This window comes from Nocardioides renjunii (assembly GCF_034661175.1).
Lineage (GTDB): Bacteria > Actinomycetota > Actinomycetes > Propionibacteriales > Nocardioidaceae > Nocardioides > Nocardioides renjunii.
The window spans coordinates 226,933-252,660 of sequence record NZ_CP141058.1 but is presented as its reverse complement, the minus strand read 5'-3'; the positions used below and the strand labels follow the sequence as shown (position 1 = coordinate 252,660).

Below are 25,728 nucleotides of genomic sequence, written 5' to 3'. Positions count from 1 at the left end.
TTGGATCGATCACAGGGGTGTGACGTGGATCTCGGTGCTCCGGCGCATCATTCCCGGAGGCCGGTGACCGGTGTACCGACCCCTGTCGGGAGGCCGGAGGACGGTCCGGAGAGGCTCAGGCCTCGACCGGCGCGCGCATCGCCTCGAGCTCCGCCTCGCGGGCCACGTCGGCCTTGTGGGCGCGCCACGAGTGGTTCACCGCGAAGCCCCACACCGCGGCGATCGCGACGTAGAGGACGACCGCGACGTTGCCCGGCACGGCGACCAGGTCGGCGTTGACGAGGGTGCGGGTGTTGGTCAGCACGATCAGGCCACCGACCAGCGAGCCGAGCATCCGGGCGGGGATGACCTTGACCAGCATCGCGGCGAACGGGGCGACGATCACGCCGCCGATGAGCAGGCCGAGGACGATCTGCCACTGGATGCCGGCGAAGCCGAGCGCGGTGAGGAAGCCGATCGAGGCGGCGAGGGTGACGACGAACTCGGAGGTGCTGACCGACCCGATGACCTTGCGCGGCTCCATCCGGCCGTTGGCGAGGAGGGCAGGGGTGCCGATCGGGCCCCAGCCGCCGCCGGCGGTCGCGTCGACGAAGCCGGCGATCCCGCCGAGCGGGACGAGGAAGCGGCGGCTCACCGGCTGGCCGACCCGGGTGGAGTCGAAGCCCTTCACGGTGAAGCGCACGAGGAGGTAGGAGCCGAGCGCCAGCAGCAGCACCGACATGACGACCTTCGCCAGGTCGACGGGCATGTTGACCAGCAGCGTGGCGCCGACGAACGCGCCGACGGCGCCGGGGACAGCGATGTTGCGCACGACGCGCCAGTCGACGTTGCCGAAGGAGTGGTGCGCGATGCCCGAGGCGGCCGTCGTGCCGAGCTGCGCGAGCTGGACCATCGCGGAGGCCATGGCCGGGTTGGTGCCGATCATCAGCAGCAGCGTCGTGGAGGTGACGCCGTACGCCATCCCCAGGCTGCCGTCGACGAGCTGGGCGGCGACGCCCACGAGGGCGAACATGACGAGCTTCTGCACGGGGACTCCTCGAGCACGGATCAGGACGTTGTCGCCAAACTACAGTGTGTTGATAGGCAATACCTAATCAGTGGTTGGCGTGTCCTTTCACCTCTATGCCTCGGTGGCGGCACTCCCTGCGCGAGTCGCGCTCGTCTCGGCTTCTGCAACGGCCTGGACGTGACGAAGTCCCCGCCTGGGCGGGGACTTCGACAGGGACGAGCGGCAGGGAGGAGGGGTCAGGCCTCGCCCTCGAGGTCGGCGGCGACCCGGCGGTGGGCCTCCCAGATCTCCTCGGGCATCCGGTCGAACTGGGCGAGGTGCTCCTCGCGGAAGCCCATCTCCTGCTGCCACCGCTCCTTGTCGATGGTGAGGATGCGCTCGAGGTCCCGGTCCGGCACGTCCATGCCGGACAGGTCGAGCTCCTCCTCGGTCGGGATGATGCCGACCGCGGTGCGCCGACCCTCGACCTCACCGTTCTTGAGCTGCAGCAGCCACAGCAGCGGGCGCAGGTTGTCGCGGTAGCCGGGCCACAGGAAGTGGCCGTCGTCGGGGTCCTTCTGGAACCAGTTGACGTGCGCGAAGATCGGCTGCTCCTTCGCCGCGCCGACGATGTCGAGGTAGTGGCGGGCGTAGTCACCCTCGCCGTAGGCCATGAACGGCCGGTTCGACATCGGGTCGTAGCGCAGCTGGCCGTCGACGCCCTCGGCCGCGAAGGTCGCCTCCGCGCCGAGCGTCAGACCGTCGTAGACGCCCTCGGCGAGGTCGGTGATCGCCCGGATCAGCGGCTCGCGGTCGCTCGTGCGGCCGCCGAAGATGATCGCGTCGATCGGCACGCCCGCCGGCTCGTCGTAGTCGGGGGCGATGTTGGGGACGTTGTCGAGCGTCGTGGTGAACCGGCTGTTGGGGTGCGCCCACGCTGCGGTGTCGTTGCTCTTGCGGTCGGCGAGCGGCGACCCGGTCCAGTCGAGCCAGCCGCGGACGTTGCTCGGCGGCTTCGGCGTCTTGCCCTCCCACCAGACCTCGCCGGTGCTCGGGTTGTAGGCGACGTTGGTGAAGATCGCCTGCGAGCCCTCGTCGATGGAGTGCAGCGCGTTGGGGTTGGTGGTCTCGTTGGTGTCCTTGGCGACCCCGAACACGCCGTACTCCGGGTTCATCCCCATGAGCCGGCCGGTCTCCTCGTCGACCCAGAGCCACGCGATGTCGTCGCCGTAGAACGACACGTGGTAGCGGTCGCCGAGGGCGTCGGGGGCGGCCATCATCGCCAGGTTGGTCTTGCCGGAGGCGCTCGGGAAGCCGCCACAGACGTGGTACGTCTTCCCGGTCTCCTTGTCGTGGATGCCGATGAGCATGTACTGCTCGGCGAGGAACTTCCGGCTCGCCCAGCCGTCGTACGCCCCCTGCCGCAGGCCGTGGGCGATCTTGCCGAGCAGCGCGTTGCCGCCGTAGGACGAGCCGAAGTGGAGAATGGTGCGCTCGTCGGCGACGGTGACGAAGTAGCGCTGGTCGTCGGGGGTGCCCTGGCCGAGATGCTCCAGGTCGCCGGTGACGTGCACCGCGCGGACGAACGAGCCCTGGTCCTCGAGGTCGTTGACGTAGCGCACGCCGACGCGGGCCATCCGGATCATGTGCAGCACCACGGTGCGCGTGTCGGTGAGCTCGACGCCGGCCGCCCACGGCTCGAGGGCGTTGCCGGCCGGGGCCATCAGGTAGGGGATGACGTACATCGTCCTGCCCTGCGAGGCGCCGCGCATCCGCTCGTGCAGCATCGGCTTCATCTCCGAGGCCGGCCGCCAGTTGTTGTAGACGCCGCGGTCCTTCTCGTCGTTGGTCGCGACGATGGTGCGCTCCTCGGAGCGGGCGGTGTCCTTGTGGTAGCTGCGCGAGTAGTAGCGCCCCTCGCCGGCGCGCTGGAGCTCCCCGGCCGCCACGGCCTCCTCGAGGAGCCGCGCGTCGTCGGAGGCGTTGACCACCTCGATGCGCTCGGCGCCGGTGAGCTCGGCGTACTCCTTCACGAACTCACGGACCTGGGGGTTGGTCAGTCCGGCCTCGTCCATGACTGCCTCGAGATCTGCCATCACGCTGCCTCTCATCCTGCGGCGGGTGCGGACCGCCGCGTGTGCGGGTGCTAGGCACCATAGGGCACCGCCGAGGGCCGTCAACCGACTGACGGGGTGGGCCTGATTTCGCCCGTCCGGACCATGTCGGCTATCCTCGACCAGTCCACGCGGCGCGCAAGCGGTGCACGGACGGGCGCCTGTAGCTCAACGGATAGAGCATCTGACTACGGATCAGAAGGTTTGGGGTTCGAATCCCTACAGGCGCGCAGGACAGTGCAGCCCGGTCGTCACGACCGGGCTGTTCTGCGTCCCGGGCCCGCAGGCCACTCGCCGCCCGCTGTCGGCCCCGGGCCGTAGGCTCGCTCCCGTGCCGCCCATCGACGACGCCAGCCGTCCCCGCGTGTCGGGCTCCGTCGAGCTGACGCCGCGGCAGCGCGCGGGCGGCGACCACCTCCGGATGATCCACGACCACTTCCGCCACGAGCTCGAGGCGCTCACCCGGGCCGTGCAGTCCCTGCAGGACGGGGCGGGGGACGCCGACGCCGTACGGGCCGGGGTCCACGGGCTGGCGCCGTCGCTGACGGCCCAGCAGGTCGCCGGGATGTGCGGGCAGGTGTGTCGCTTCCTCACGATGCACCACTCGATCGAGGACCAGAGCATGTTCCCCGCGGTCGCGACGCTGGAGGCCTACGCCCCCGTCGCGCAGCGGCTGGCCGAGGAGCACCTCGTCGTCCACGCCCACCTCGAGCTGGTCGACGACCTGGCCCTGGCCGTCCGGTCCGACCCCTCCCGCGTCGACGAGTTGGTCGCGGCCGTCGCCGCGCTGCGCGCCGACCTCGAGTCGCACTTCACCTACGAGGAGACCGAGATGGCCGAGCCGCTCGGCCTGCTCGGCCTGGGCGTGTGACGCGGCGGGTCGTGCTCGACGTCGACACCGGCATCGACGACGCCCTGGCTCTGCTCTACGCCGCCGCGAGCCCCGCGCTCGACCTGTGCGGGGTGACGACCGTGGTGGGCAACGTCCCGGCAGGGGTCGCGGCCCGCAACTCGGCGGCCGTCCTCGCGCACGCCGGCGCCCACGACGTACCAGTGGTGACCGGGGCCGCTCGGACGACCTCCGGCGCCGGGCCGCGGACCGGTCCCACCAACCACGGACCCGACGGGCTCGGCGGGGTCCCGGTGCCACCCGTGCCCGAGACCACCGGGCCCGAGACCACCGGGCCCGAGACCACCGGACCCGAGACCACCGGACCCGAGACCACCGGGCTCGGCGTCGCGGACGTCGTGGAGGCAGCCGGCGCGGGTGGACCGGTCACCCTGGTCGGGCTCGCCCCGATGACCAACCTCACCGCGCTCGCACCCCTGGCCGACGAGGTCGTCGTGCTGGGTGGCGAGCTGGCGGCGGGCGACCCGCCCGAGCTCAACGCGGCCCACGACCCCGTCGCCACCGCTCGGCTCCTGGCGGGAGACCGGTCCTTCACGCTCTATGTGATCGACGTGTTCGAGCGGGTCTCGGTGCGTGCGGAGGACGTCGCCCGGCTCCGGTCGTCCAACCGCCCGGCCGCACGCCTGGCCGGGGAGCTCCTCGCCGTGCGACGGGGTCGACTGATCGGTGACGCGGGCGCGCTCGTGCTGCTCACCCACCCCGGGCTGTTCCGGGTCGAGCCGCGACGGATCGGCCTGGTCGGCGACCGCCTCACCGAGACGCCGGACGGCCGGTGGACCGACGTGGTGGTCGACGTCGACGCCGCGGCCGCGGCGACCGCGTACGTCGACGCGCTCCTGGGCCCGGCCGTTCCGCTCTGAGCGGAACCCGTAGGACCCGGCGCCCGGCCTCGCTACCGTCGATCCATGGGCGAGATCCTGGAGTTCCCCGAGCGTGCGGCCGACCGGTCGGCCGAGGCACCCGAGCCGCTGTGGCGCGAGCTGGTGGGCCGCGAGCTGCACCGCGAGCGCACCCGTCGCGGCGAGCGGCTCGTGGACGTCGCGCAGCGCGCCGGCGTGTCCGTGCAGTACCTCTCCGAGATCGAGCGCGGGCTCAAGGACCCCTCCTCGGAGATGCTCCACGCCGTCGCCGGCGCGCTCGAGCTGGGTGTCCGCGAGCTGGCCGGACGGGTCAACCGGTCCGACGCCTCCTGCCTCGCCGCCTGAGCCCACGCGCCGAGCGACCGCCCGCGGCTCAGACGTACGCCGGGCCCTGCTCGTGCAGGACCGTGTCGACGATGCCGTAGTCGACGGCCGCCGAGCCGGGAAGCACCAGCGTGCGGTCGGTGTCCTGACGGATCTGATCGGCCGTGCGCCCGGTGTGCTGCGCCAGGACCTCCTCGAGCAGCAGGCGCACCCGCGCCACCTCGTCGGCCTCCAGGATGAGGTCGGGGACGGTGCCGCGGCCCTGCGTGGCCGGCTGGTGGAGCACCACCCGGCCGTGCGGCAGGATCGCCCGCTTGCCCGGCGCGCCCCCGGCGAGCAGCACGGCGGCGGTCCAGGCCGCCTGGCCCACGCACACCGTCTCGACGGCCGGCCGCACGAACTGCATGGCGTCGTAGACCGCCAGCATCGCCGAGATCGAGCCGCCGGGTGAGTTGATGTAGAGGCTGACGGGGAGGTCCGGGTTCTCCGAGGCGAGGTGGAGCAGCTGGGCGATGACCGCGTTGGCGACGCCGTCGTCGATCTCGGTGCCGAGGTAGATGATCCGCTCGGAGAGCAGCCGCGAGTAGAGGTCGAGCGTGCGCTCGCCCCGCGGCGTCTGCTGGACGACGTACGGGATCGTGTAGGTGCTCATCGCACACCCGCCAGGCCGATGCCCTGCGGTCGCGCCGGGGTGACGTGGTCGATGCTGCTGATCAGCTGGTCGACGAAGCCGTAGTCGAGGGCCTGCTCGGCACTGAACCACCGGTCGCGCCGGGAGTCGCGCTCGACGGTGTCGCGGTCCTGGCCCGTGTGCGCGGCGATCAACCCGAGCACCGTGTCGCGGGTGTGGCGCAGGTCGTCGGCCTGGATCTCGATGTCGACCGCCGTCCCGCCGATGCCGGCCGAGCCCTGGTGCAGCAGCACCCGGGCGTGGGGCAGGGCGTAGCGCTTGCCGGGCGTACCGGCGGACAGGAGGAACTGGCCGGCGCTCGCGGCCATGCCCATGGCGACCGTGCTGACGTCGTTGGGGATGAGCTGCATGACGTCGTGGATGGCGAGCATCGCCGAGACCGACCCGCCCGGCGAGTTGATCCAGAGGGTGATGTCGGCGCGGGGGTCCTCGGCCGACAGCAGGAGCAGCTGGTGCATCAACCGGTTGCCGTTGCGCTCCTGCAGCTCCTCCCCCAGCACGATGATGCGTTGGTGCATGAGGCGGCGGACCAGCTCGTCCTCGATGCGTTCGGATGTCGGGTTCAGGCTCATGCCGCCAGCCTGCCGCCGGGTGGGGGCGGACCACAGGGTGTTCCGCCCGGGGCGGATCCGCTCCCGGCAGGGCGGCCGACAGCCGTACGCGCGCGGCCCGCGGTCAGCGGTCGAGCAGCGGCCGCGCCGGGTCCCACGTCGTGCCGTCGCGCTCGTCCTGGCGCCGGCGGGCGATCGCGGAGAGCGCCTCGAGGACGACGCGGTTGGCGAGCGCCGCCGTGATGTCGGCGTGGTCGTAGGGCGGGCTCACCTCGACCACGTCGACCCCGACGACGGGCAGCTCGAGGCAGATGCGGCGTACGGAGTCGAGCAGCTGGCGGGCCGAGAGGCCGCCGGGCTCCGGGGTGCCGGTGCCGGGGGCGTGGCCCGGGTCGCACACGTCGATGTCGACGGAGAGGAAGACGCCGTCGCACTCGTCGGTGGCGATCGCGAACGCCTCGGTGAGGCAGTCGTCGAGCCCGCGGTGCACGATCTCGGTCATCTCGTAGGACCGCATCCGCTCGGCGGCCATCCAGTCGAGCGTCTCCGGCCCCGGCCAGTAGCCGCGCAGGCCCATCTGCAGGAACCGGTCGCCGCGCAGGGCGCCCGACTCGATGAGGCGCCGCATCGGCTGGCCGTGGCCCCACAGCGAGCCGAACTCGATGTCGCCGGTGTCGGCGTGCGCGTCGAAGTGGATCATCGACACCCGGCCGTGGCCCAGCACGTTGGCGACGCCCTTCGCGTCGGGGTAGGCGATGGAGTGGTCGCCGCCGAGCACGACCGGGATGGCGCCCGCGCGGGCCACCTTCTCGACCGCCGCCTCGAGCCGCGGGAGCGCGACCTCGATGTCGCCCGGCGGGAGCTCGACGTCACCGGCGTCGACGACCCGCAGGTCCTGCAGCCCGTCGGTGCGCAGGGCGAGCGACGGCCGCGAGCCGTCGTGGGGGAGGTAGTCGGTCATCCGGATGGCCTGCGGGCCGAAGCGCGTCCCGGGCCGGTGCGAGGTCCCTCCGTCGAAGGGCGCGCCGATCACGACCACGTCGGCACCGGCGTACGTCGCCTCGTCATCGAGGTCGCAGGCGGGAACCCCGAGGAAGGTGATGTCGGGACCGAACTGAGCGCCGTAGCGAGCCATGGGCCGACTCTAGGGGCGCGGAGGGTGGCGGCACATCGCATCGTCCAGCCTTCCTCGGGTGTGATCTGCCGCCACCCCCGAGGGAAGTGAGGCAGCGGCGGCCCTCAGTGCTGCGCGTCGTCCAGGGTGAGGTCGGCGGGGACCAGCCGCCAGACGGCGTACGCCGCGAGCGCGGTCAGCAGCGCCCCCACCGCACCGACGGCGGCGAAGGCGGTCAGGAACGCGTCGCCCGCCTCCGCAGCCCACGGTCCGCCCGCCGCTCCGGCGACCGACTCGCGCGCGGCGGCGCCGACGCCGTCGGAGAGGCTCGCGCGGTAGACGGCGCCGACGAGGCTGCCGAGGAAGGTGATGCCGAGGACGGCACCGAGCTCGTAGGTGATCTCCTCGACGGCGGCGGCCGAGCCGGCCTGGTCGTCGGTCGCCGCGCCCATGATGAGCGCGGAGCCGAGACCGAGTGCCGACGTGCCGAGCCCCACCACGGCGAACGCCACGGCGATCCAGGGGTAGGTCGCCGGCACGACCGCCAGCAGCGCGAGGCCGGCCGACAGCACGAGCAGGCCACCGGCCAGCACGGCGCGGGGGCTCGTCCGAGCGGCAGCCGCGGGGGCGAACGGCGAGGCCACCATGGCCCCGACCGCGAGCGGCAGCAGGCCGAGACCGGACTCCAGCGGGCTCCAGCCCTCGACGAGCTGCAGCCACTGGCTGCCGACGAAGAGGACCGCGGCCATCGCGGCGCTGCTGGCCAGCGCGGCGACGACGCCCGCGCGCAGCACCCGGCCGCCGAACAGCCGCACGTCGAGCATCGGCCGGTCCGAGGCCAGCGCGATCCGCACGAAGGCGGCGAGAGCGGCCACGCCCGCCGCGAGCAGCACCAGGGTGGGCAGGCTCGGGCCGTGCTTGCCGAGCTGCTTGGCCGCGTAGACGACGGCGGTGAGCCCGCCGGCGGACAGCAGGACGCCGGGGGCGTCGATCCGGCCCGGCACGCGCGAGCGGTTCTCGCGCAGCAGCCACGCGGCGGCGGCGATCGCCACCACCATGAGCGGCACGTTGACGAGGAAGGCGGCGTGCCAGCTGAACGACTGCAGCAGCGCTCCGCCGACGACGGGTCCGACCGCGACGCCGAGCGCGGCCGTCGCGCCCCAGATGCTGAGCGCCAGGGTGCGCTCGCGCGGGTCCGCGAAGACGGAGCGGATGAGGGACAGGGTCGACGGCATCACCATGGCCCCGCCGACGCCGAGCAGCGCTCGGATCGCGATGACGGAGGCGGCGCTGTCGGCCCACAGGATCGCGACCGAGCCGACGGCGAAGGCGGCATAGCCGGTCAGCAGCATCCGCTTGCGGCCCCACCGGTCGCCGAGGGCGGTGACCGGCACGAGGAGGCCGGCGAGGGCGAGGGCGTACGCGTCCACGACCCACAGCTGCGCGACCGAGCCGAGGCCGAGGTCGGCGGCCATCTCGGGCAGCGCGACGTTGAGGATGGTCATGTCCATGACGACCACCAGGAGGCTGGCGGCCAGCACGACCAGGGCCCACCAGCGGCGGGGGTCGGCGGAGGTCCGCGGCACGGCTTGCTGGAGGTCGGTCACGGCGTGCCGACCCCGGTGAGCAGCGACGAGAGGACGAGGTGGCCGACGTCGCGGCGGGCGACGTCGCCGATGCGCACGGCCTCGCGCGCCGCCACGAGCAGCCCGTAGACCGCGTGCCCGAGCCACCGCAGCGGAAGGTCGGTGCGCAGCACGCCGGCTCGCTGTGCGGCGGCGAAGAGGACCGCCTCGCGACCGGCGAGCGCCTGGGTGCGCTCCACGAGCTCGGCGTTGGCGAGGATCACCTGATCGGTGAGGGCGAAGCCGAACGCGTCGGAGTCGTCGACGTAGCCGAGCACCAGCGTCTCGAGGGAGGCGCGCAGGCTGGCCGGGGCGGCCTCCGCCGCCAGGGCCTCGACGTCGACGTCGTCGAGCCGCCGCTCCCACCGGTCGAGGGACCGGGTGCCGAGCTCGACCAGCAGCGACTCGCGGGAGTCGACGTGACGGTGCAGCGTGGCCCGGCTGATGCCGGCGGCCTCGGCCACGGCCGACATCGGCGCGGCCGGGTCGGCGTTGAGCACGCGCTGCGCGGCGCGCAGCACGTCGTCGCGATCGGTCGCCATGACGCCCCTTCGTAGTGAGACGTCAGTGTCTCACGTGAGACGTCAGTGTCTCAACTCGAGGCGTCGCCTCGCGCCGTACGTCCCCGCGAGCAGGAGTCAGCGGGGCGGGTCGAGCCTCGCCAGTGCGCGCAGCCACATGCGGTCGACGTCGGCCGGCGGTGTGGCCGGCGCGGGTGCCGGGTCGTCGAGCAGGTCGTCGACGCTGCCGGGAGGTGTGGCGCCGCTCGCGCGGGCGGCACCCACCAGCACGCGGGCGGCCGCGAGGGCGGCCGGCCGGTGGGTGCTGATCACCGACTCGAAGACCGGGTCGCGGTCGGGCGCGCCCGGCACCTCCCACGCCGAGACGACCGCTGCCCGGGTCGCGCTCACGGTCACCACCGTCCACTCGCGGCGCAGCGCGGAGTCCTCCGGGAGCTGGCACCGGGCCGGGCGCGCCGCCGGGTCGGCGGGCAGCGCCTCGTCGAAGTCGGCGACGACGGCAGCCCAGGACGCCGTGCGCGCCAGCTCGTCCCAGCGGTGCCGGGACCGGGAGTAGCGGTGGCCCTCCTGGAAGGAGCCGAGCACCACCGGGCGGTCGGCCCGAGCCAGCGACTCGTCCTCGACCGCGTGGGAGGCCGCGATCAGCGCGCGACGGCCCAGTCGCTGGGGACGCAGCTCGGGGAAGTCGGCCGACAGGGCGGCGTGGACGGAGTCGTGGCCGAGCGACGACCGACGAGCCACGGAGTCGATGGCGACCTGCAGCGGGACTCCCGAGGCGCGCACGTCGAGCACCTCGCGGACCTGGCGGACGTCGGCCTCGGTGAAGCGGCGGTGCCCCGTCGGGGAGCGCTGACCGGCCGGGAAGCCGTAGCGGTTCTCCCACGTGCGCAGGACGGCCGGGGTGAGCCCGGTGCGCGCCGCCAGCACGCCGATGCTGAATCCCTCGGAGGCGCCGACGGTCATGTGAAACCTTCCCGTGCAGGTCTTGTACATAGTGCCGAAATAACTTATACAGGACTGTAGAGGTATTCGCCTCGTCCTACCAGTGCACCAGGAGAATCCCATGGGAACAGTCATCCTGATCGGCACGGTCGCGATCGTCGTCGCGATCGTGGGTTGTGCCGTCATCTGGCGATTCGACGCCTCCCGGGCCGAGGAGGTCGAGCACCAGACCCCGCCGCCGCCCCCGGCCGAACCGCGCGGCCGCCTCGACGCCGCCCGCGCCCCCGAGCGACCGCGGTCCCTCGACTCCTGACCGGGACCGCCGCTCCTCCCTCTCGTCGACGCCACCGATCGCGGGTCGCACCTCCACCCGCACGGGTGTCGCTCGGCACCCACCTGCATGGCAGGTTGGCAGTGGGCCACCCCGGTCCGCACCGCACCTCACAGGAGGAACGACGATGGGTCTGGACGACAAGTTCGACAACAAGTCCGAGGAGCTCAAGGGCAAGGCCAAGGAAGCCACGGGCAAGGCGACCGACGACGAGAAGCTCGAGGCCGAGGGCAAGGGCGACCAGACGGGCGCCAACCTCAAGCAGGCCGGCGAGAAGATCAAGGACGCCTTCAAGGGCTGATCGGCTCCCCCACCCAGACGTGCCCTCCGTCGCCCGCGTCGGCGACGAGCAGCAGGTCCTCGCCGGCGGCCACCACCAAGGTGTGGTCGCCGGCGGTCTGCGGTTCGAGGGGTACGTCAACCCGCCGCCAGTCGCGACCGTCCCCGGTCTGCCAGAGCTCGTAGTGGTCGCCGGTGCTCACGCTCGCGAGCGCCCCGGCCGGAGTCGTGACCAGCGACGCCACGTAGGGGGCGCCGCGCCACTCCTGCGCCACCTCCCCGAACGACACCGCGTCGCCCCACCCGTCGTCGTCCCGCACCCAGGCGGCGTACCGGCCCTCGTGCAGGCCGACGGCGAGCAGCCGCCCGTCGTCGAGGAGCGTCACCCGGTGGACGTCCTCGGCGCCCTCGGCGGCCGGCATCTCCTCGGGTGTCCAGGTGAGCCCGTCCGGTGACGTCCAGGCCAGAGGGTCCGGGTCGAGGTGCCGGCCCGTCCGGGCACCCGCGCCGACCACGACCCACTCCTCACCCGCCCAGCCGGCGCCCTGCGCGAGCGACTCGAGGTCGCCGTCGTCGGTGAGGCCGGGCTCCGCCTCGACCCGGGTGAATCCTCGGGGGTCGTCGGTCCACCACACGCCGGGTCCTGACGTCCGGTTGCCCGTGATCAGCCAGCCGGTGGGGCCACCGGCGATCGGTCCGACGTTGGTCGCGCTGACGCCGCCGTACTGGGTGAAGACGGCGCGCACGTCGACCAGGCTCTCGCCCTCGGCATGGAAGGTGGTCACCCGCGGGTTGCCGTGGGCGCCGCCGGAGCGGGCTCCGACGACCGCCACCCGGCCGCGCGAGCAGGCGACCGAGTTGAGGATCGCCCGGCGACCCCAGTAGGTGCGGGCCTCGACGGGGACGGAGCGCCACGTCCCACGGTCCGCCGAGAACCACGCCGCCGGCCGGGTGTCGCGGGTCTCGCTCGGGCGGTCGAGGAAGACGGCGCCCACGACCCACCAGCCGTCGCCGCACTGCACCGCGTCGCGCACGACCGTGCGACCGGGCGCGCCGTCGGGGGGAGGCAGCTGCTTCTCGACCCAGGTGACCCGGACCGGCTCGGGCCGGGCCGGCTCGCGCGGCTCGTCGGTGCACCCGGCCAGCGCGAGCACGCCGATCGCGGCCAGCGCGGCAGGTGTCCGTCGGTGCACGCACAGATCCTCGCCGACGGCGCCACGCCCCGCCAGAGCCGCGGGAGCGTCGGGGCGTACGGCGCATGCGCGGGACCGGGGCGGGTACGGGCACGCCATGAGCCCTCGCGACCCGGACGACGTCGACCCGACCCAGCAGAGCGGTCGCCCCTTCATGGTCACCGGCGCCCTCATCGGCATCCTCGTCGCCCTGGCGATCCTCGTGGTGGTCTACCAGTTCGCGAGCTGACCCGCCCGGCCGTCCCCCATTGGGGGTAACGCGCCACCGCAGCGCCCCCGAGGTGTGACAACCGCCACACACTCGACGGAATCGGCGCCGCGCCGTCACCGGCGGCACGGCCACGTTCGGTCGAGGGGCGAGGTCCATGGTCAGCTCAGCACGTCACGCCGCCAGGTGGGTCCTCCTCGCGCTCCTCGTCCCGCTCCTGCCATCGGTGGCGCTGGTCGCGACGACCGCTCCGGCGGCCCAGGCGGCGCCGGCCGGGTTCACGATCGAGGACCTGCCCTTCACCGGCCTCGCCCAGCCCGGCAACGTCGAGTTCGCCGCCACCGGGCAGGTGTTCGTCGCCGAGCGGCGCGGCGTGATCAAGGTCTTCGACAACCTCGACGACGCCACCAGCCGCCAGGCGGCGGACCTGCGGCTGCGCGTCTACAACAACGGTGACCGCGGCCTGCTGGGCATGGTGCTCGACCCGGCCTACCCCCAGCGGCCCTACCTGTGGGCGCTCTACACCAAGGACGCCGACCCCGGCGGCACCGTCCCCAAGTACGGCAACGCCACCTCCGACACCGACCCGTGCCCCACCGACGGCGGCGCCAACGACTGTCGCGTCTCCGCCGAGCTGACCCGGCTCACGCTCGACCCCGTCACGGGCGCGTGGACCGGCCAGGAGGCGGTGCTGCTCGGCGGCGGCTGGTGCCAGCAGTACGGCAGCCACACGATCGGCACCGTCGAGTTCGGCACCGACGGCTACCTCTACGTCGGCTCCGGCGACGCCGCCAGCTACAACCAGGTCGACGTCGGCAACCTCGGCTCGCAGCGCTGCGCGGACGTCTCGGGCTGGGGAGGTGCCCTCCGCGCGCAGTCGGCCCGGCAGCCCGCCGGCACGGCGGTCGTCCCGCACGGCTCCATCCTCCGCATCGACCCCGACACCGGCGCCCCGGCGCCGGGCAACCCGTTCATCTCCGACCCCGACCCGATGCGCAAGCGGATCGTGGCCCACGGCATGCGCAACCCGTTCCGGTTCGCCGCCCGTCCCGGCACGTCCGAGATCTGGGTCGGCGACGTCGGCTGGACCCGCTTCGAGGAGCTCAACAAGATCGTCGTCGACGGCACGGCGGAGAACTTCGGCTGGCCCTGCTACGAGGGCAGCGGCCGCCAGCCCGGCTACGACTCCGCCGACGCGCCCGCGTGCGAGTCGCTCTACGCCCAGGGCGCCTCCGCGGTCACCGCCCCGGCGCTCTCGTACGCCCACGGCACCGCGCTCGGGACCGGCTGCGGCTCCGGTGGCTCGTCGGTGTCCGCCGTCGCGTTCGGCAGCCAGTCGCTGGCCTACCCGGCGTCGTACCGCAGCGGCGTGTTCTTCGCCGACTACTCCCGCCGCTGCCTGTGGTTCGCCCAGCTCAACGGGGGTGACGTCGTGGCCGGCAGCACGACCGTCTTCGACAGCAGCATGTTCGCCGCCGAGCTCGAGGCGGGCCCCGGCGGCGACCTCTACGCCGTCGACATCGCGACGGGCCAGGTCAAGCGGATCCGCTACAACGCCGGTGGCAACACGCCGCCGATCGCGGTCGCGCGCGCCAACCCGTCCAGCGGGCAGACGCCGCTCGTCGTCCAGCTCGACGGCAGCGGCTCGGCCGACCCCGACGCCGGCAGCAGCATCTCGTACGCCTGGGACCTCGACGGCGACGGCGCCTTCGACGACTCGACCGCGGTGAGCCCGTCGTGGACCTACACCACCGGCGGGACCTTCACCGCCCGCCTGCGGGTGACCGACAACCTGGGCGCGACCGACGTCGACACGGTGAGCATCACCGCCGGCAGCGACGCCCCCACCGTCGTCCTCAACTCCACCGCCTCAACCACGCCGTGGCGGGTGGGCGACACCATCACCTTCACCGCGTCGGCCACCGACCCCGAGGACGGCGCCCTGCCGGCCGCCTCGCTCAGCACCCAGCTCGTGGTCAAGCACTGCCCCAACGGCAGCGAGTGCCACGAGCACACCCAGGCCAGGTTCGACGGGGTGGGCACCGGGTCGTTCGTGGGCCCGGACCACGAGTACCCCGCCTGGCTGGAGCTGCAGGCCACCGCGACCGACTCCGACGGCCTGGTGGGCACCACGACGCTGCGGCTGGACCCGGCGGTCGTCAACCTCACCGTGCAGACCGTCCCCTCGGGACTGCGCGCGACCGTCGGCTCGGAGGAGCAGACCACGCCCTTCTCCGTCCCGGTGATCCAACGCTCGGTCAACACCGTCGCGGTCGCCTCACCGCAGACCCGCGGCGGGACCTACGAGTTCGCCTCCTGGTCCGACGGCGGGGCCCGGTCCCACACCGTCACCGCCAACGCCTCGGCGACCTACACCGCCACCTTCACCGAGACCTCGGCGCCGCCCGCGGTGCCCGGGCTGGTGGGTGCCTGGAGCTTCGGCGACGGCGCCGGCACGGTGGCCCGCGACTCGTCGGCCACCGGCGCGAACGGCACGCTCGAGGGCGGACCCACGTGGGTGGCCAACGGCCGGCGCGGCGGCGCCCTCTCCTTCGACGGGGTCAACGACCGGGTCTCGATCCCCGACCGCAACGCCTTCGACCTCACCACGAGCTTCTCGCTCACCGCCTGGGCCCGACCCAGCGCCGCCCGCACCTGGGACCAGGTCGTGCTCAAGGAGCAGCCCAACGGACTGACGTACGCGCTCTACGCCAGCGGCGAGCTGGCGGGCCGCCCCAACGGGTCCGCCTTCATCGGTGGCGACCGCTACGTCGACGCACCCTCGGCCCTCGCGCTCAACGCGTGGTCGCACCTCGCCCTCACCTACGACGGCGCCACCATGCGGCTCTACGTCAACGGCACGCAGGTGGCGAGCCGCGCCCAGACCGGGCCCGTGGCCACCAGCAGCGGGCTGCTGCGCATCGGCGGCAACGCGATCTGGGGCGAGTGGTTCGCGGGGCTCCTCGACGAGGTGCGCATCTACGACCGTGCCCTGGGTGCCGCCGAGGTCGTGACCGACTCGACCTCCGACCCGGGCACCGGCGGTGACACCGTGCCGCCGACGGCTCCCACCGCGCTGCAGGCCACCGCCGGGCCGGGGAGCGTCTCGCTCAGCTGGACCGCGTCGACGGACGACGTCGCCACCCCGACCTACGAGGTGCACCGCAGCGGCGTGAGCGGCTTCAGCCCCTCGGCCTCGACCCTCGTCGTCACCGGCCTCACCGCGACGTCGTACGTCGACACCGCGGCGGCGCCCGGCACCCACTACTACCGCGTGGTCGCCTCCGACGGCACCAACGCCAGCGCCCCGTCCGCGCAGGCGCAGGCGGTGGTCACCGCCGACACGGCGGCACCGACGGTGCCCGCCGGCGTCACGGCGCAGGTCTCCGGCGGCACGGCGACGCTGACCTGGTCGGCCTCGACCGACGACCGCGCGGTGACGGCCTACCAGGTGCAGCGCAGCGGCGGACCCGGCGGCGCCGTGACCTTCTCGGTGACGGCGCCCACGACGACGCTCGTCGACGCTGGACTCGCCGGTGGCACCTACTCCTACGAGGTGCGGGCCCGCGACGCCGCCGGCAACTGGTCGGGCTGGTCCTCACCGGCGACGGCCCAGGTGGTCGTCGACCAGGCCGCGCCGACGGTGACCGTGACCGCACCCGCCAACGGGGCCACCGTCTCCGGCCAGGTGGCGCTGTCGGCGACCGCCACCGACGACGTCGCCGTGGTGGGCGTCCAGCTCCGGGTCGACGGCGTCGCCGTGGGCGCCGAGGACACCGCCGCCCCCTACACCGCGACCTGGTCGTCGACGACCGTCGCCAACGGTCAGCACGCGATCACGGCCGTGGCCCGCGACGCCTCCGGTCGCACCACCACCTCGGCGCCGGTGACCGTCACGGTCGCCAACGCCGGCGTGCCCGGCCTCGTCGGCGGCTGGTCCTTCGACGACGGCACCGGCACCACGGCCGCGGACAGCTCGGGGCGCGGCAACACCGGCACCCTGGCCGGCGGCCCGACGTGGACCGCCCAGGGCAGGTACGGCGGCGCGCTGGTCTTCGACGGGGTCAACGACCTCGTGACGGTGCCCGACGCCGCCAGCCTCGACCTGACGACCGGGATGACGCTGTCGGCGTGGGTCCGTCCCACGACGCTCGGCGCGTGGCGCCAGGTCGTGCTCAAGGAGCGTCCGTCGGGCCTCACCTACGGCCTCTACGCGACCGGCGGGGCCGGCAACCGGCCCAACACCACGCTCGCGATCGCCAACGTCGAGCGCGAGGTCAACGCCCCGGCCGCGCTTGCCGCCGCGACGTGGACCCACCTCGCGGTGACCTACGACGGCGCCGTCGTCCGGCTCTTCGTCGACGGGACGCAGGTGGCGACCCGCACGCAGGCCGGGTCCCTGACCACCAGCACCGGCGCGCTGCGCATCGGGGGCAACACGGTGTGGGGCGAGTGGTTCGCCGGCACCATCGACGACGTGCGTGTCTACGACCGGGCCCTCACGGCCGCGGAGATCGGGGCGGTGCGCGGCAGCGGACTCTGACCCGACCCACGGTTGTCGGTCGCCGCTCATAGGGTGGCGCCCGTGACCCTCCACCTGCACACCGCCGAGCGCACCGACGCGCTCGCCGACGGGCTCGCGGACCTGCTGGTCACCCCGCTGGCGGACCCCTTCGCCCGCGAGGTCGTGGTGGTCCCCGCCCGCGGGGTCGAGCGCTGGCTCACCCAGCGGCTCTCCCACCGGCTCGGCATCGGGACGCGCGGGGGCGACGGCGTCTGCGCGGGCGTCGACTTCGTGACGCCGCACTCGCTGGTGTCGATGCTGCTCGACCGCGACACGGAGGACCCGTGGAGCCCCGACCGCCTGGCGTGGCCGTTGCTCGAGGTCATCGACGAGGTGATGGGCACCACGGGCTTCGAGGACCTCACCCACCACCTCGGCGGCGGCGATCCCGACGACGACCGCTCCGCCCGCCGCTACGCCGTCGCGCGCCGGATCGCGGGGCTCTTCTCCTCCTACGCCGTGCAGCGCCCGGCCCTGCTCAGCGAGTGGCGCGAGGGCCGCCGCACCGACGGCGCCGGGGGCGAGCTCGACCAGGACCTGCTCTGGCAGGCCGCCCTCTGGCGCCGCCTGGTCGACGTGGTGCCCGCTCCTCCTCCCCACGTCCGCCACGCCGACACCGTCGAGCGGCTCCGCTCGGGCGGCGACACGCTCGACCTCCCGCCGCGGCTGTCGCTGTTCGGGCACACCCGGATCCCGGAGACGGAGGTGTCGCTCCTGTCCGCCCTCGGCGAGCTGCGCGAGGTGCACCTCTGGCTGCCGCAGGCCTCGACCGCGCTGTGGGAGGCGTTGGCCCCCGCGGCCCGCGAGGAGCAGGTGCCGCGCACGGCCGACACGTCCGCGGCCGTGGTGGGCCACCCCCTCCTCGGGTCGCTCGGCCGCGACGCGCGCGAGCTGCGCCGCACCCTCGGCGACCTGCCCAGCACCCCGGCGGCCACCGCGCCGCCGGCGAAGGGCACGCTGCTCGGCTGGCTGCAGCACGACCTCCGCGCCAACTCCGCGCCGACGGCGCAGGAGCGCGCCGGCCGCACCGGGCTGGACGACTCCGTGCAGGTCCACGCCTGCCACGGCGCCGCGCGCCAGGTCGACGTGCTGCGCGAGGTGCTCGTCGGGCTGCTCCAGGACAGCGTCGACGACCCGCGGCAGGAGCCGCTCGAGCCGCGCGACATCCTCGTGATGGTCCCCGACATCGAGACCTACGCCCCCCTGATCTCCGCGGCGTTCGGCATGGCCGACGTGGCGGGCGAGGGGGCCGGGCACCCCGGCCACCAGCTGCGGGTCCGGCTGGCGGACCGGTCGCTCGTGGCCACCAACCCGCTGCTGGCGCTCGCGGCGCAGCTCGTCGAGCTGGTGCGGGGCCGGATGACCGCCAGCCAGGTGCTCGACGTGGCCGGCGCCGACCCGGTGCGGGCGCGCTTCGGGCTGGGCGACGAGGAGCTCGAGCGGATCACCCACTGGGTCGGCGTCAGCGGCGTCCGCTGGGGCTACGACGCGCAGCACCGCGGCACCTTCGGGCTCGACGGGCTCGAGGCCAACACGTGGGTGACCGGGCTGAGGCGGGTGCTGCTCGGTGCGGCGATGTCGGGCCTCGACCACCGCCAGGTCTCCGGCACGGTCCCCGTGGACGACGTGAGCGACGGCGACCTCGACCTGGTCGGCCGCTTCGCCGAGCTCGTCGAGCGGCTGCACGACTTCGTCGAGAGCGCCGAGCGGGCGCGGACCGTCACCGACTGGACGACGGCGCTGTCCGACGCGGTGCACCGCCTGACCTCCACGCCGCTCACCGAGGTGTGGCAGGTGGCCCAGTTCGACCGCGAGGTGGCCCGGATCGCGGCCGGCGCCGGCGACAGCGGCACCACGCTGCGGCAGGCCGACGTACGCGCGCTGCTGCAGCAGCGGCTGCGCGGGCGGCCCACCCGCGCCAACTTCCGCACCGGCACGCTGACGGTCTGCACGATGGTGCCGATGCGCTCCGTCCCGCACCGGGTGGTCTGCCTGGTCGGGCTGGACGACGGCGTCTTCCCCCGCGTCTCCACGGTGGACGGCGACGACGTCCTGGCCCGCCGACCGCGCACCGGTGAGCGCGACCTCCGCGCGGAGGACCGGCAGCTCTTCCTCGACGCGATCACCGCAGCGACCGACACGCTGGTGATCACCTACACCGGTCGCGGCGAGCACACCGGCGCCGAGCGCCCGCCCGCGGTCCCGCTGGGCGAGCTGCTCGACGCGCTCGACCGCACCGCCGCCGCTCCCGTCCGCTCCCACGTGGTCACCCACCACCCCCTCCAGCCGTTCGACGAGGCCAACTTCATCGACGGGTCCCTGCGCGAGCGCGGCGCCTTCACGTTCGACCGCTTCGCCCTGGCCGGCGCCCGCGCGGCGCGCGGCGAGCGGGCGCCGGTGGGCGTGCTCGTGCCGTCGCCGCTGCCCGCCCCGGGGCCGGTGGCGCCCGACGTCTCGCTCGCGGACCTCCAGGACTTCTTCGCCCACCCGGTGCGCGGCTTCTTCCGCCGGCTGCGGATCGCGCGCCCCTACGCCGCCGACGAGGTCAAGGACGCCATCCCCATCACCCTCGACGCGCTGGAGAAGTGGGCGGTCGGCGACCGGATCGTCACCAACGTGATGGCGGGAGCGGACCCGCAGTCCGCGATGACGGCCGAGCAGCTCAGCGGCACGCTGCCGCCGCTCGGCCTCGGGGTCGGCGTCCTGACCGACATCGTCAAGAACGCCCGGCCGCTGGTCGAGACCGCACAGTCCCTCCGGCGCGGCGCCCACCGCACGCTCGACGTCGACGTCGACCTCGGTGCCGGCCGCCGGCTCTCCGGGACGGTCGGCGACGTGTGGGGCAACAACGCCGTCACCGTCTCCTTCTCCAACCTCGGCGCGAAGCACCGGCTGGCCGCCTGGATCAACGCACTGGCGCTCGCGGCCGGGCTCCCCGACGAGAACTGGACCGTCCACACCATCGGCAAGCACCGCTCGGGCGGGCAGGTGCAGCAGATCGGCCCCCTCGCCCAGCACGAGGCCGTGCAGTGGCTGCGCGACCTCGTCGCCCTCTTCGACGCCGGACAGCGCGAGCCGCTCCCCCTGCCGGTGAGGACGTCGCTGGCGTGGGCCGAGGAGTGGCGGCGCGTGCGGGCCGGGAGTGACGGCGACCCGGACCTCAAGGGGCGCGCCGAGTGGGAGACGCCCCGCTTCAACGACTCCGGCTTCGCCAAGGAGGACGCCGACCCGTGGCACGTGCGCGCCTTCGGCAAGCACGCCGACTACACGCTGCTCGCCGGGCCCGCGGGCGCCGGCGAGGACGGACCGCACCGGCTGGGCCACGTCGCCTGGCGCCTGTGGGGTCCGCTGATCGACACCGGCCACGAGCAGGTGCGGGGGTTGTGAGCATGCCGATCGACACCTTCGACATCGCCGCCGAGCTCCGGCCGGGCACCACGCTCCTCGAGGCCAGCGCCGGCACCGGCAAGACCTGGGCCATCGCCGCCCTCGTCACCAAGCACATCGCCTCGGGGCAGGTGCGCCTCGACGAGATGCTCGTGGTCACCTTCACCCGGGCCGCCAGCCAGGAGCTGCGTGAGCGCGTACGCCGACAGCTCGACGAGGCCGTCCAGCTCCTCACCGACCCGTCCACCCGCCACCCCGACAACCGGCTCCACGACTGGCTGCTCGACGCCTCCGCCGGCGAGGTCGGCGCGCGCCTCGAACGGCTGACCTCGGCACTGGTGTCCTTCGACGCCGCGACCATCGCGACCATCCACCAGTTCTGCCAGCTCGTGCTGCGCAGCCTCGGCGTCGCCGGCGACACCGACGCGGCGGCGACGTTGGTCGAGGACCTCGAGGAGCTGACCACGGAGGCGGTCGACGACCTCTACCTCGCGCGCTTCGGCGCGGAGGCCGACCCGCCGTGGAGCCGCGCCGACGCCCTGGAGCTCGCCCGGTCCGTCACCAGCGACCCGCGGGCGCGCGTCGAGCCGGCGGCGGTGCTCACCGACGCTCCCGACTCGACCGCCGCGATGCGCGTGCGGTTCGCGTGCGACGTGCTCGAGGAGGTCGAGCGGCGCAAGCGACGCCTCGGGATCCTCAGCTACGACGACCTGCTCAGCCAGCTCGCCGACGCCCTCGAGGACACCTCCGCCGCTGCGCGCCGACGCATGCGGCACCGGTGGAAGTTCGTGCTGATCGACGAGTTCCAGGACACCGACCCGGTCCAGTGGCAGGTCTTCCAGCGCGCGTTCTCCGAGACGACCACCATGGTGCTCATCGGCGACCCCAAGCAGGCGATCTACGCGTTCCGCGGTGGTGACGTCGTCACCTACCTCCAGGCGGCCGAGACCGCCACGACGACCCAGACGCTCGGGGTCAACTGGCGCTCCGACCGCCCCCTCCTGCGGTCCGTCCACGCCGTCCTGCAGGGCGCGCAGCTCGGTGACGAGCGCATCGTGGTGCACCCGGTGGAGGCCCACCTCGACGAGTCCCGCCTCCAGGGGGCGGGCGCTCCGTTCCGGCTGCGGGTCGTGCGCCGGGCCGAGCTCGGCAAGGGACCCCGCTCCCGACCACCGGTCGCCGTGTGGCGCGACCACGTGGTCACCGACACCGCCCACGACATCAAGCGCCTCCTCGAGTCGGGACCCACCTTCGAGGGCCGACCGCTCGAGCCCGGCGACGTGGCGGTGCTGGCGCCTCGGCGCAACGAGCTCGAGGCGGTGCAGCACGCCCTGGCGCTCGTCGGCGTCCCGTCGGTGGTCAACGCGGGCGGCTCGGTGTTCCACACGCCCGCGGCGGGTGAGTGGCTGACGCTGCTGGAGGCGCTCGAGCAGCCGCACCGCGCCGACCGGGTGCGCGCCGCGGCACTGACGTCGTTCTTCGGGCACACCGCGCAGTCCCTCGACGCGGGCGGCGACGACCTGACCGACGAGCTCACCGCGCGCGTCCGCACGCTCGCCGACGTCTTCACGCACCGCGGCGTGGCCGCCGTGGTCGAGGTCGCCGCCGTCGACGGCCTCACCGCCCGGGTGCTCGCCCGCGTCGGTGGCGAGCGCACGCTGACCGACCTGCGCCACGTCGGCGAGTCGCTGCTGCGAGTGTCCACCGAGGAGCGGCTCGGCCTCGTCGGGCTGCTCGCCTGGCTGCGCGAGCAGGTGGCCGACGACAAGCTCGAGGTGGCCTCCGAGCGCACCCGCCGCCTCGACTCCGACGCCGACGCGGTCCAGCTCGTCACCATCCACGGCAGCAAGGGCCTCCAGTACCCCGTCGTCTACCTGCCGACGCTGTGGAACCGCTACACCGGCCGCGACCCCGCCATCCCGCTCTTCCACGACGACGAGGGCCGGCGCTGCCGCGACGTCGGCGGCCCGAGCGCGTTCCACCGGGAGGCGGTGGGGCGCCACTGGCGCGAGGACGCCGGCGAGTCGCTCCGCCTGCTCTACGTCGCCATGACACGGGCGCAGTCGCAGGTGGTGGCCTGGTACGCCGCCGCGGACCGCAACACCCCCGACTCGCCGCTGCACCGGATGCTCTTCGGGCGTCGCCCCGGCATGGCGCCCGTGCCCGACAGCCAGGCCCTCGTCGACGAGGACCGGTTGCTCGCGATCCTCGCGGCGTGGCAGGACGCCGGCGGGCCCAGCGTCGAGCTCGCGGCCCTCACGCCACCGGACCCCACGCCGCTCGAGCGCTCCACCGAGGCGCTGTCGGTGCGGTCGTTCGCCCGATCGGTCGACACGTCGTGGCGCCGCACCTCCTACTCCTCGCTGTCGGCGGCCAGCGCCGCCCACGCCGCGGCGGCGTCGCTGTCCGAGCCCGAGCTGGTGCCCGACGAGGACTCCGACACCACCCTCGACGACGTGACCGCCGACCTGGGCGGCCTGGTCGTCGAAGGCAGCGACGCGGACGCCGCCTCGGTGCCGTCGCCGATGGCGGACCTGCCGGTCGGCGCGACCTTCGGGTCGCTGGTCCACGCGGTGCTCGAGCACGCCGACCCAGCCGCGGACGACTTCCGCGCCGAGCTGCTGCGGCTGGTCGAGGAGCAGCTGGTCTGGTGGCCGGTCGAGCTCGACCCGGGCGGGCTGGCCGACGCGCTGGTCGCGGTGTGCAGCAGCCCGCTCGGGCCGCTCGCGGGCGACCGGACCCTCCTGTCGCTGGGCCTGCCCGACCGGCTGCGCGAGCTCGACTTCGAGGTGCCGCTGGCCGGTGGCGACACGGTGGCCGCGCCCGCCGACGTACGCCTCGGCGACCTCGCACCGCTGCTGCGCCGACACCTGCCCGACGGCGACGCCGTGCGGGTCTACGCCGACGCCCTCGACGGCGACCCCGACCTCGCCGCCCAGTCGCTGCGCGGCTACCTCACCGGCTCGATCGACGTCGTGCTGCGCCTCGACGTGGACGGCGCCCAGCGCTTCCTCACCGTCGACTACAAGACCAACTGGCTGGGGCCGATCGACCAGCCGCTGACGGCGCACGACTACCGCCCCGCGATGCTCGACGAGGCGATGGCCCACTCCGACTACCCCCTCCAGGCACTGCTCTACACCGTCGTGCTCCACCGCTACCTGCGGTGGCGGCTGCCCGGCTACGCCCCGGCCACCCACCTCGGCGGCGTGCTCTACCTCTACCTCCGGGGCATGTGCGGCCCGGAGACCCCGGTGGTCGACGGGATGCCGTGCGGCGTGTTCTCGTGGCGGCCGCCCGTCCCGCTGGTCGAGGAGCTGTCCGACCTGCTCGACGGGGTCGTGCGCCGATGAGCGAGACCTTCGAGCCGGTCGACGCCCACGACCGCGACCTGGCCGTCAACGCCACCGGCCTGCTCCGCACCTTCAACCTCGCCGGGGTGCTGACCGTCGCCGACGTCCACGTCGCCACCAACCTGGGGCGGGTCACGGGCGAGCGCGACGAGGCGGTGCTCCTCGCCGTCGCCCTCGCGGTCCGGGCCGTCCGCCACGGCTCGGTCTGCCTCGACCTCCCGGCCGTCCCGGCGACGCTGCCGGACCTCGACGTGCCGTGGCCCGAGCCGTCGGCGTGGACGGACGCCGTCTCGTCCAGCCGGGCGGTCGCCTCGGGTGTCGTCCACCTCGAGCACGGCCTGGTCTACCTCGACCGCTACCACGAGCAGGAGACGCAGGTCCTGCACGACCTGCGCGACCGCAGCCGCGTGGCGCACGCCGTCGACACCTCGCTCCTCGACCGGTCGCTGGCACGGGTGTTCCCGAGCGCCGAGTCCGACGAGCAGCGGGAGGCCTGTCGCCGGGCGGCGACGCAGGCGACGACTGTCGTGACCGGCGGTCCCGGCACGGGCAAGACGACCGCTGTCGCCGGCCTGCTGGCGGTCCTGGTCGAGCAGGCGGAGGCGCGGGGCCAGACGCTGCGCATCGCGCTGGCCGCCCCGACCGGCAAGGCCGCGGCGCGGCTCGAGCAGTCCGTGCGCGACTCCGCGACCCGGTTCGGCGGGGCCGACCAGGCCCGCCTCGCCGACGTCGGCGCGATGACGCTGCACCGCCTCCTGCGCCAGCACCCCGGCAACAGCACCCGCTTCCGCCACCACCGCGGCAACCGGCTGCCCCACGACCTCGTCGTCGTCGACGAGGCCTCGATGGTCTCCCTGACGATGATGGCGCGGCTGCTCGAGGCCGTGCGTCCCGAGGCCCGGCTGGTGCTCGTGGGCGACCCCGACCAGCTCAGCTCGGTCGACGCGGGCGCCGTGCTCACCGACCTCGTCCGCGGCTACGAGCACCGCCCCGACAGCCCCGTGGCGGCCCTCACCACGGCGCACCGCTACGGCGAGGACATCGGCCGGCTCGCCGAGGCGCTGCGGCTCGGCGACGCCGACGCGGCCGTCGCGGCCCTGCGGGCCGGTGGCGGGGCCGTCGAGTGGGTGCCCGAGGGCGACCCCGCGTCGACGATCCGCTCCGCCGTGCTCCCCCACGCCCTCGCGGTGCACGACGCCGCCGTGGCCGGTGACGCGCAGCGGGCGCTCGCCGCCCTCGACCGGCACCGCCTGCTGTGCGCCCACCGCGACGGCCCGTTCGGCGTACGCCACTGGAACCGCCGCATCGAGCAGTGGTTCACCGTCGAGACCGGCGTCTCGGTGCACGACGCGGCCTACCTCGGTCGTCCGGTCCTCGTGTCGTCCAACGACTACTCCCTCGGCATCTACAACGGCGACACCGGCGTGGTCGTGGCCGGCGCGGCGGGTCCGCGGGCCGCGATCGCCACGGGCGTCGGCCACCTCGAGCTGGCGCCGTCACGGCTGGGCGAGGTCGACACCATGCACGCGATGACGATCCACAAGTCACAGGGCAGCCAGGCCGACGAGATCACCGTCCTCCTCCCCGACGAGGAGTCACGGCTGCTGACCCGCGAGCTCTTCTACACCGCGGTGACGCGCGCGCAGCGCAAGGTGCGGGTGATCGGCTCCGAGTCGGCGGTGCGCGCGGCGATCGCGCGGCAGGCGCTGCGAGCCAGCGGCCTGCGTGCCCGGCTGTCGGATGGCTGAGACGTCGCAGACACAGATCCCCGAT

19 protein-coding genes and 1 tRNA gene are annotated in these 25,728 nt (G+C 74.0%); 11 read left to right on the top strand and 9 right to left on the bottom strand.

All coding sequences use genetic code 11. The annotated features are described in order from the left end of the window. Positions 1-115: 115 nt before the first annotated feature. The gene (locus SHK17_RS01105) at positions 116-1,027 is read right to left on the bottom strand and encodes a sulfite exporter TauE/SafE family protein (RefSeq protein ID WP_322423837.1); all 912 of its coding nucleotides are present in this window, start codon (positions 1,025-1,027) and stop codon (positions 116-118) included. A gap of 218 nt (positions 1,028-1,245) precedes the next feature. Beyond that, positions 1,246-3,084, bottom strand: coding sequence for a phosphoenolpyruvate carboxykinase (GTP) (locus SHK17_RS01100; protein ID WP_322920796.1), 1,839 nt, complete (start codon positions 3,082-3,084; stop codon positions 1,246-1,248). A 175-nt stretch (positions 3,085-3,259) separates the two neighbouring features. Here SHK17_RS01100 and SHK17_RS01095 point away from each other — a divergent pair. The 4 genes from SHK17_RS01095 to SHK17_RS01080 all read left to right on the top strand — a co-directional run bounded on the left by SHK17_RS01095 (position 3,260) and on the right by SHK17_RS01080 (position 5,217). After that, positions 3,260-3,332 (top strand) — tRNA-Arg (locus SHK17_RS01095). Between the two features lie 101 nt (positions 3,333-3,433). After that, positions 3,434-3,973, top strand: coding sequence for a hemerythrin domain-containing protein (locus SHK17_RS01090; RefSeq protein WP_322920795.1), 540 nt, complete (start codon positions 3,434-3,436; stop codon positions 3,971-3,973). Between the two features lie 11 nt (positions 3,974-3,984). Then, entirely contained in the window at positions 3,985-4,872 is an 888-nt protein-coding gene (locus tag SHK17_RS01085; protein ID WP_322920794.1) for a nucleoside hydrolase, read from the top strand. Between the two features lie 45 nt (positions 4,873-4,917). Next, positions 4,918-5,217 carry a helix-turn-helix domain-containing protein gene (locus SHK17_RS01080; protein WP_172268803.1) on the top strand — a complete coding sequence of 100 codons (300 nt, stop codon included), beginning with the start codon at positions 4,918-4,920 and terminating at the stop codon, positions 5,215-5,217. Positions 5,218-5,245: 28 nt separating this feature from the next. Here the strand turns inward: SHK17_RS01080 and SHK17_RS01075 are convergent, their stop codons facing one another. From SHK17_RS01075 to SHK17_RS01050, 6 genes are all read right to left on the bottom strand, one after another. Further along, entirely contained in the window at positions 5,246-5,848 is a 603-nt protein-coding gene (locus tag SHK17_RS01075) for a ClpP family protease (protein WP_172268801.1), read from the bottom strand. Beyond that, positions 5,845-6,459, bottom strand: a complete 615-nt coding sequence (locus tag SHK17_RS01070; RefSeq protein ID WP_172268799.1) for a ClpP family protease — start codon at positions 6,457-6,459, stop codon at positions 5,845-5,847. The genes SHK17_RS01075 and SHK17_RS01070 overlap by 4 nt, the downstream gene beginning before the upstream one ends. 103 nt (positions 6,460-6,562) lie before the next feature. Beyond that, a complete protein-coding gene (gene speB, locus SHK17_RS01065; RefSeq protein ID WP_322423832.1) occupies positions 6,563-7,573 on the bottom strand; it encodes an agmatinase in 1,011 nt (336 codons plus the stop codon). Between the two features lie 104 nt (positions 7,574-7,677). Further along, positions 7,678-9,159 carry an MFS transporter gene (locus SHK17_RS01060; protein WP_322920792.1) on the bottom strand — a complete coding sequence of 494 codons (1,482 nt, stop codon included), beginning with the start codon at positions 9,157-9,159 and terminating at the stop codon, positions 7,678-7,680. Further along, positions 9,156-9,719: a TetR/AcrR family transcriptional regulator gene (locus SHK17_RS01055; protein ID WP_322920791.1), complete on the bottom strand. Its 564-nt coding sequence runs from the start codon at positions 9,717-9,719 to the stop codon at positions 9,156-9,158. The genes SHK17_RS01060 and SHK17_RS01055 overlap by 4 nt, the downstream gene beginning before the upstream one ends. 96 nt (positions 9,720-9,815) lie before the next feature. After that, on the bottom strand, positions 9,816-10,661 hold the full coding sequence (locus tag SHK17_RS01050; RefSeq protein ID WP_172268793.1) for a DICT sensory domain-containing protein: 846 nt from the start codon (positions 10,659-10,661) through the stop codon (positions 9,816-9,818). A gap of 100 nt (positions 10,662-10,761) precedes the next feature. Between SHK17_RS01050 and SHK17_RS01045 the strand changes: the two genes are divergently transcribed. Beyond that, positions 10,762-10,953, top strand: a complete 192-nt coding sequence (locus SHK17_RS01045; protein ID WP_322920790.1) for a hypothetical protein — start codon at positions 10,762-10,764, stop codon at positions 10,951-10,953. Between the two features lie 145 nt (positions 10,954-11,098). Then, the gene (locus SHK17_RS01040) at positions 11,099-11,272 is read left to right on the top strand and encodes a CsbD family protein (RefSeq protein WP_172268787.1); all 174 of its coding nucleotides are present in this window, start codon (positions 11,099-11,101) and stop codon (positions 11,270-11,272) included. Here the strand turns inward: SHK17_RS01040 and SHK17_RS01035 are convergent. Further along, positions 11,262-12,443 (bottom strand): hypothetical protein, encoded by a 1,182-nt coding sequence (locus tag SHK17_RS01035; RefSeq protein WP_322920789.1) that lies wholly within the window; start codon positions 12,441-12,443, stop codon positions 11,262-11,264. The genes SHK17_RS01040 and SHK17_RS01035 overlap by 11 nt on opposite strands. Before the next feature lie 97 nt (positions 12,444-12,540). Between SHK17_RS01035 and SHK17_RS01030 the strand changes: the two genes are divergently transcribed. The 5 genes from SHK17_RS01030 (at position 12,541) to recD (ending at position 25,703) form a co-directional block, all read left to right on the top strand. Beyond that, entirely contained in the window at positions 12,541-12,672 is a 132-nt protein-coding gene (locus SHK17_RS01030; protein WP_301539406.1) for a hypothetical protein, read from the top strand. Between the two features lie 136 nt (positions 12,673-12,808). Next, the gene (locus tag SHK17_RS01025) at positions 12,809-17,194 is read left to right on the top strand and encodes a LamG-like jellyroll fold domain-containing protein (protein ID WP_322920788.1); all 4,386 of its coding nucleotides are present in this window, start codon (positions 12,809-12,811) and stop codon (positions 17,192-17,194) included. Positions 17,195-17,236: 42 nt separating this feature from the next. Beyond that, positions 17,237-20,602: an exodeoxyribonuclease V subunit gamma gene (gene recC / locus SHK17_RS01020; protein ID WP_322920787.1), complete on the top strand. Its 3,366-nt coding sequence runs from the start codon at positions 17,237-17,239 to the stop codon at positions 20,600-20,602. A 2-nt stretch (positions 20,603-20,604) separates the two neighbouring features. Beyond that, on the top strand, positions 20,605-23,955 hold the full coding sequence (locus SHK17_RS01015) for a UvrD-helicase domain-containing protein (protein ID WP_322920786.1): 3,351 nt from the start codon (positions 20,605-20,607) through the stop codon (positions 23,953-23,955). Next, entirely contained in the window at positions 23,952-25,703 is a 1,752-nt protein-coding gene (gene recD, locus SHK17_RS01010) for an exodeoxyribonuclease V subunit alpha (RefSeq protein ID WP_322920785.1), read from the top strand. Before SHK17_RS01015 ends, recD begins: the two co-directional genes overlap by 4 nt. Positions 25,704-25,728: the final 25 nt, after the last annotated feature.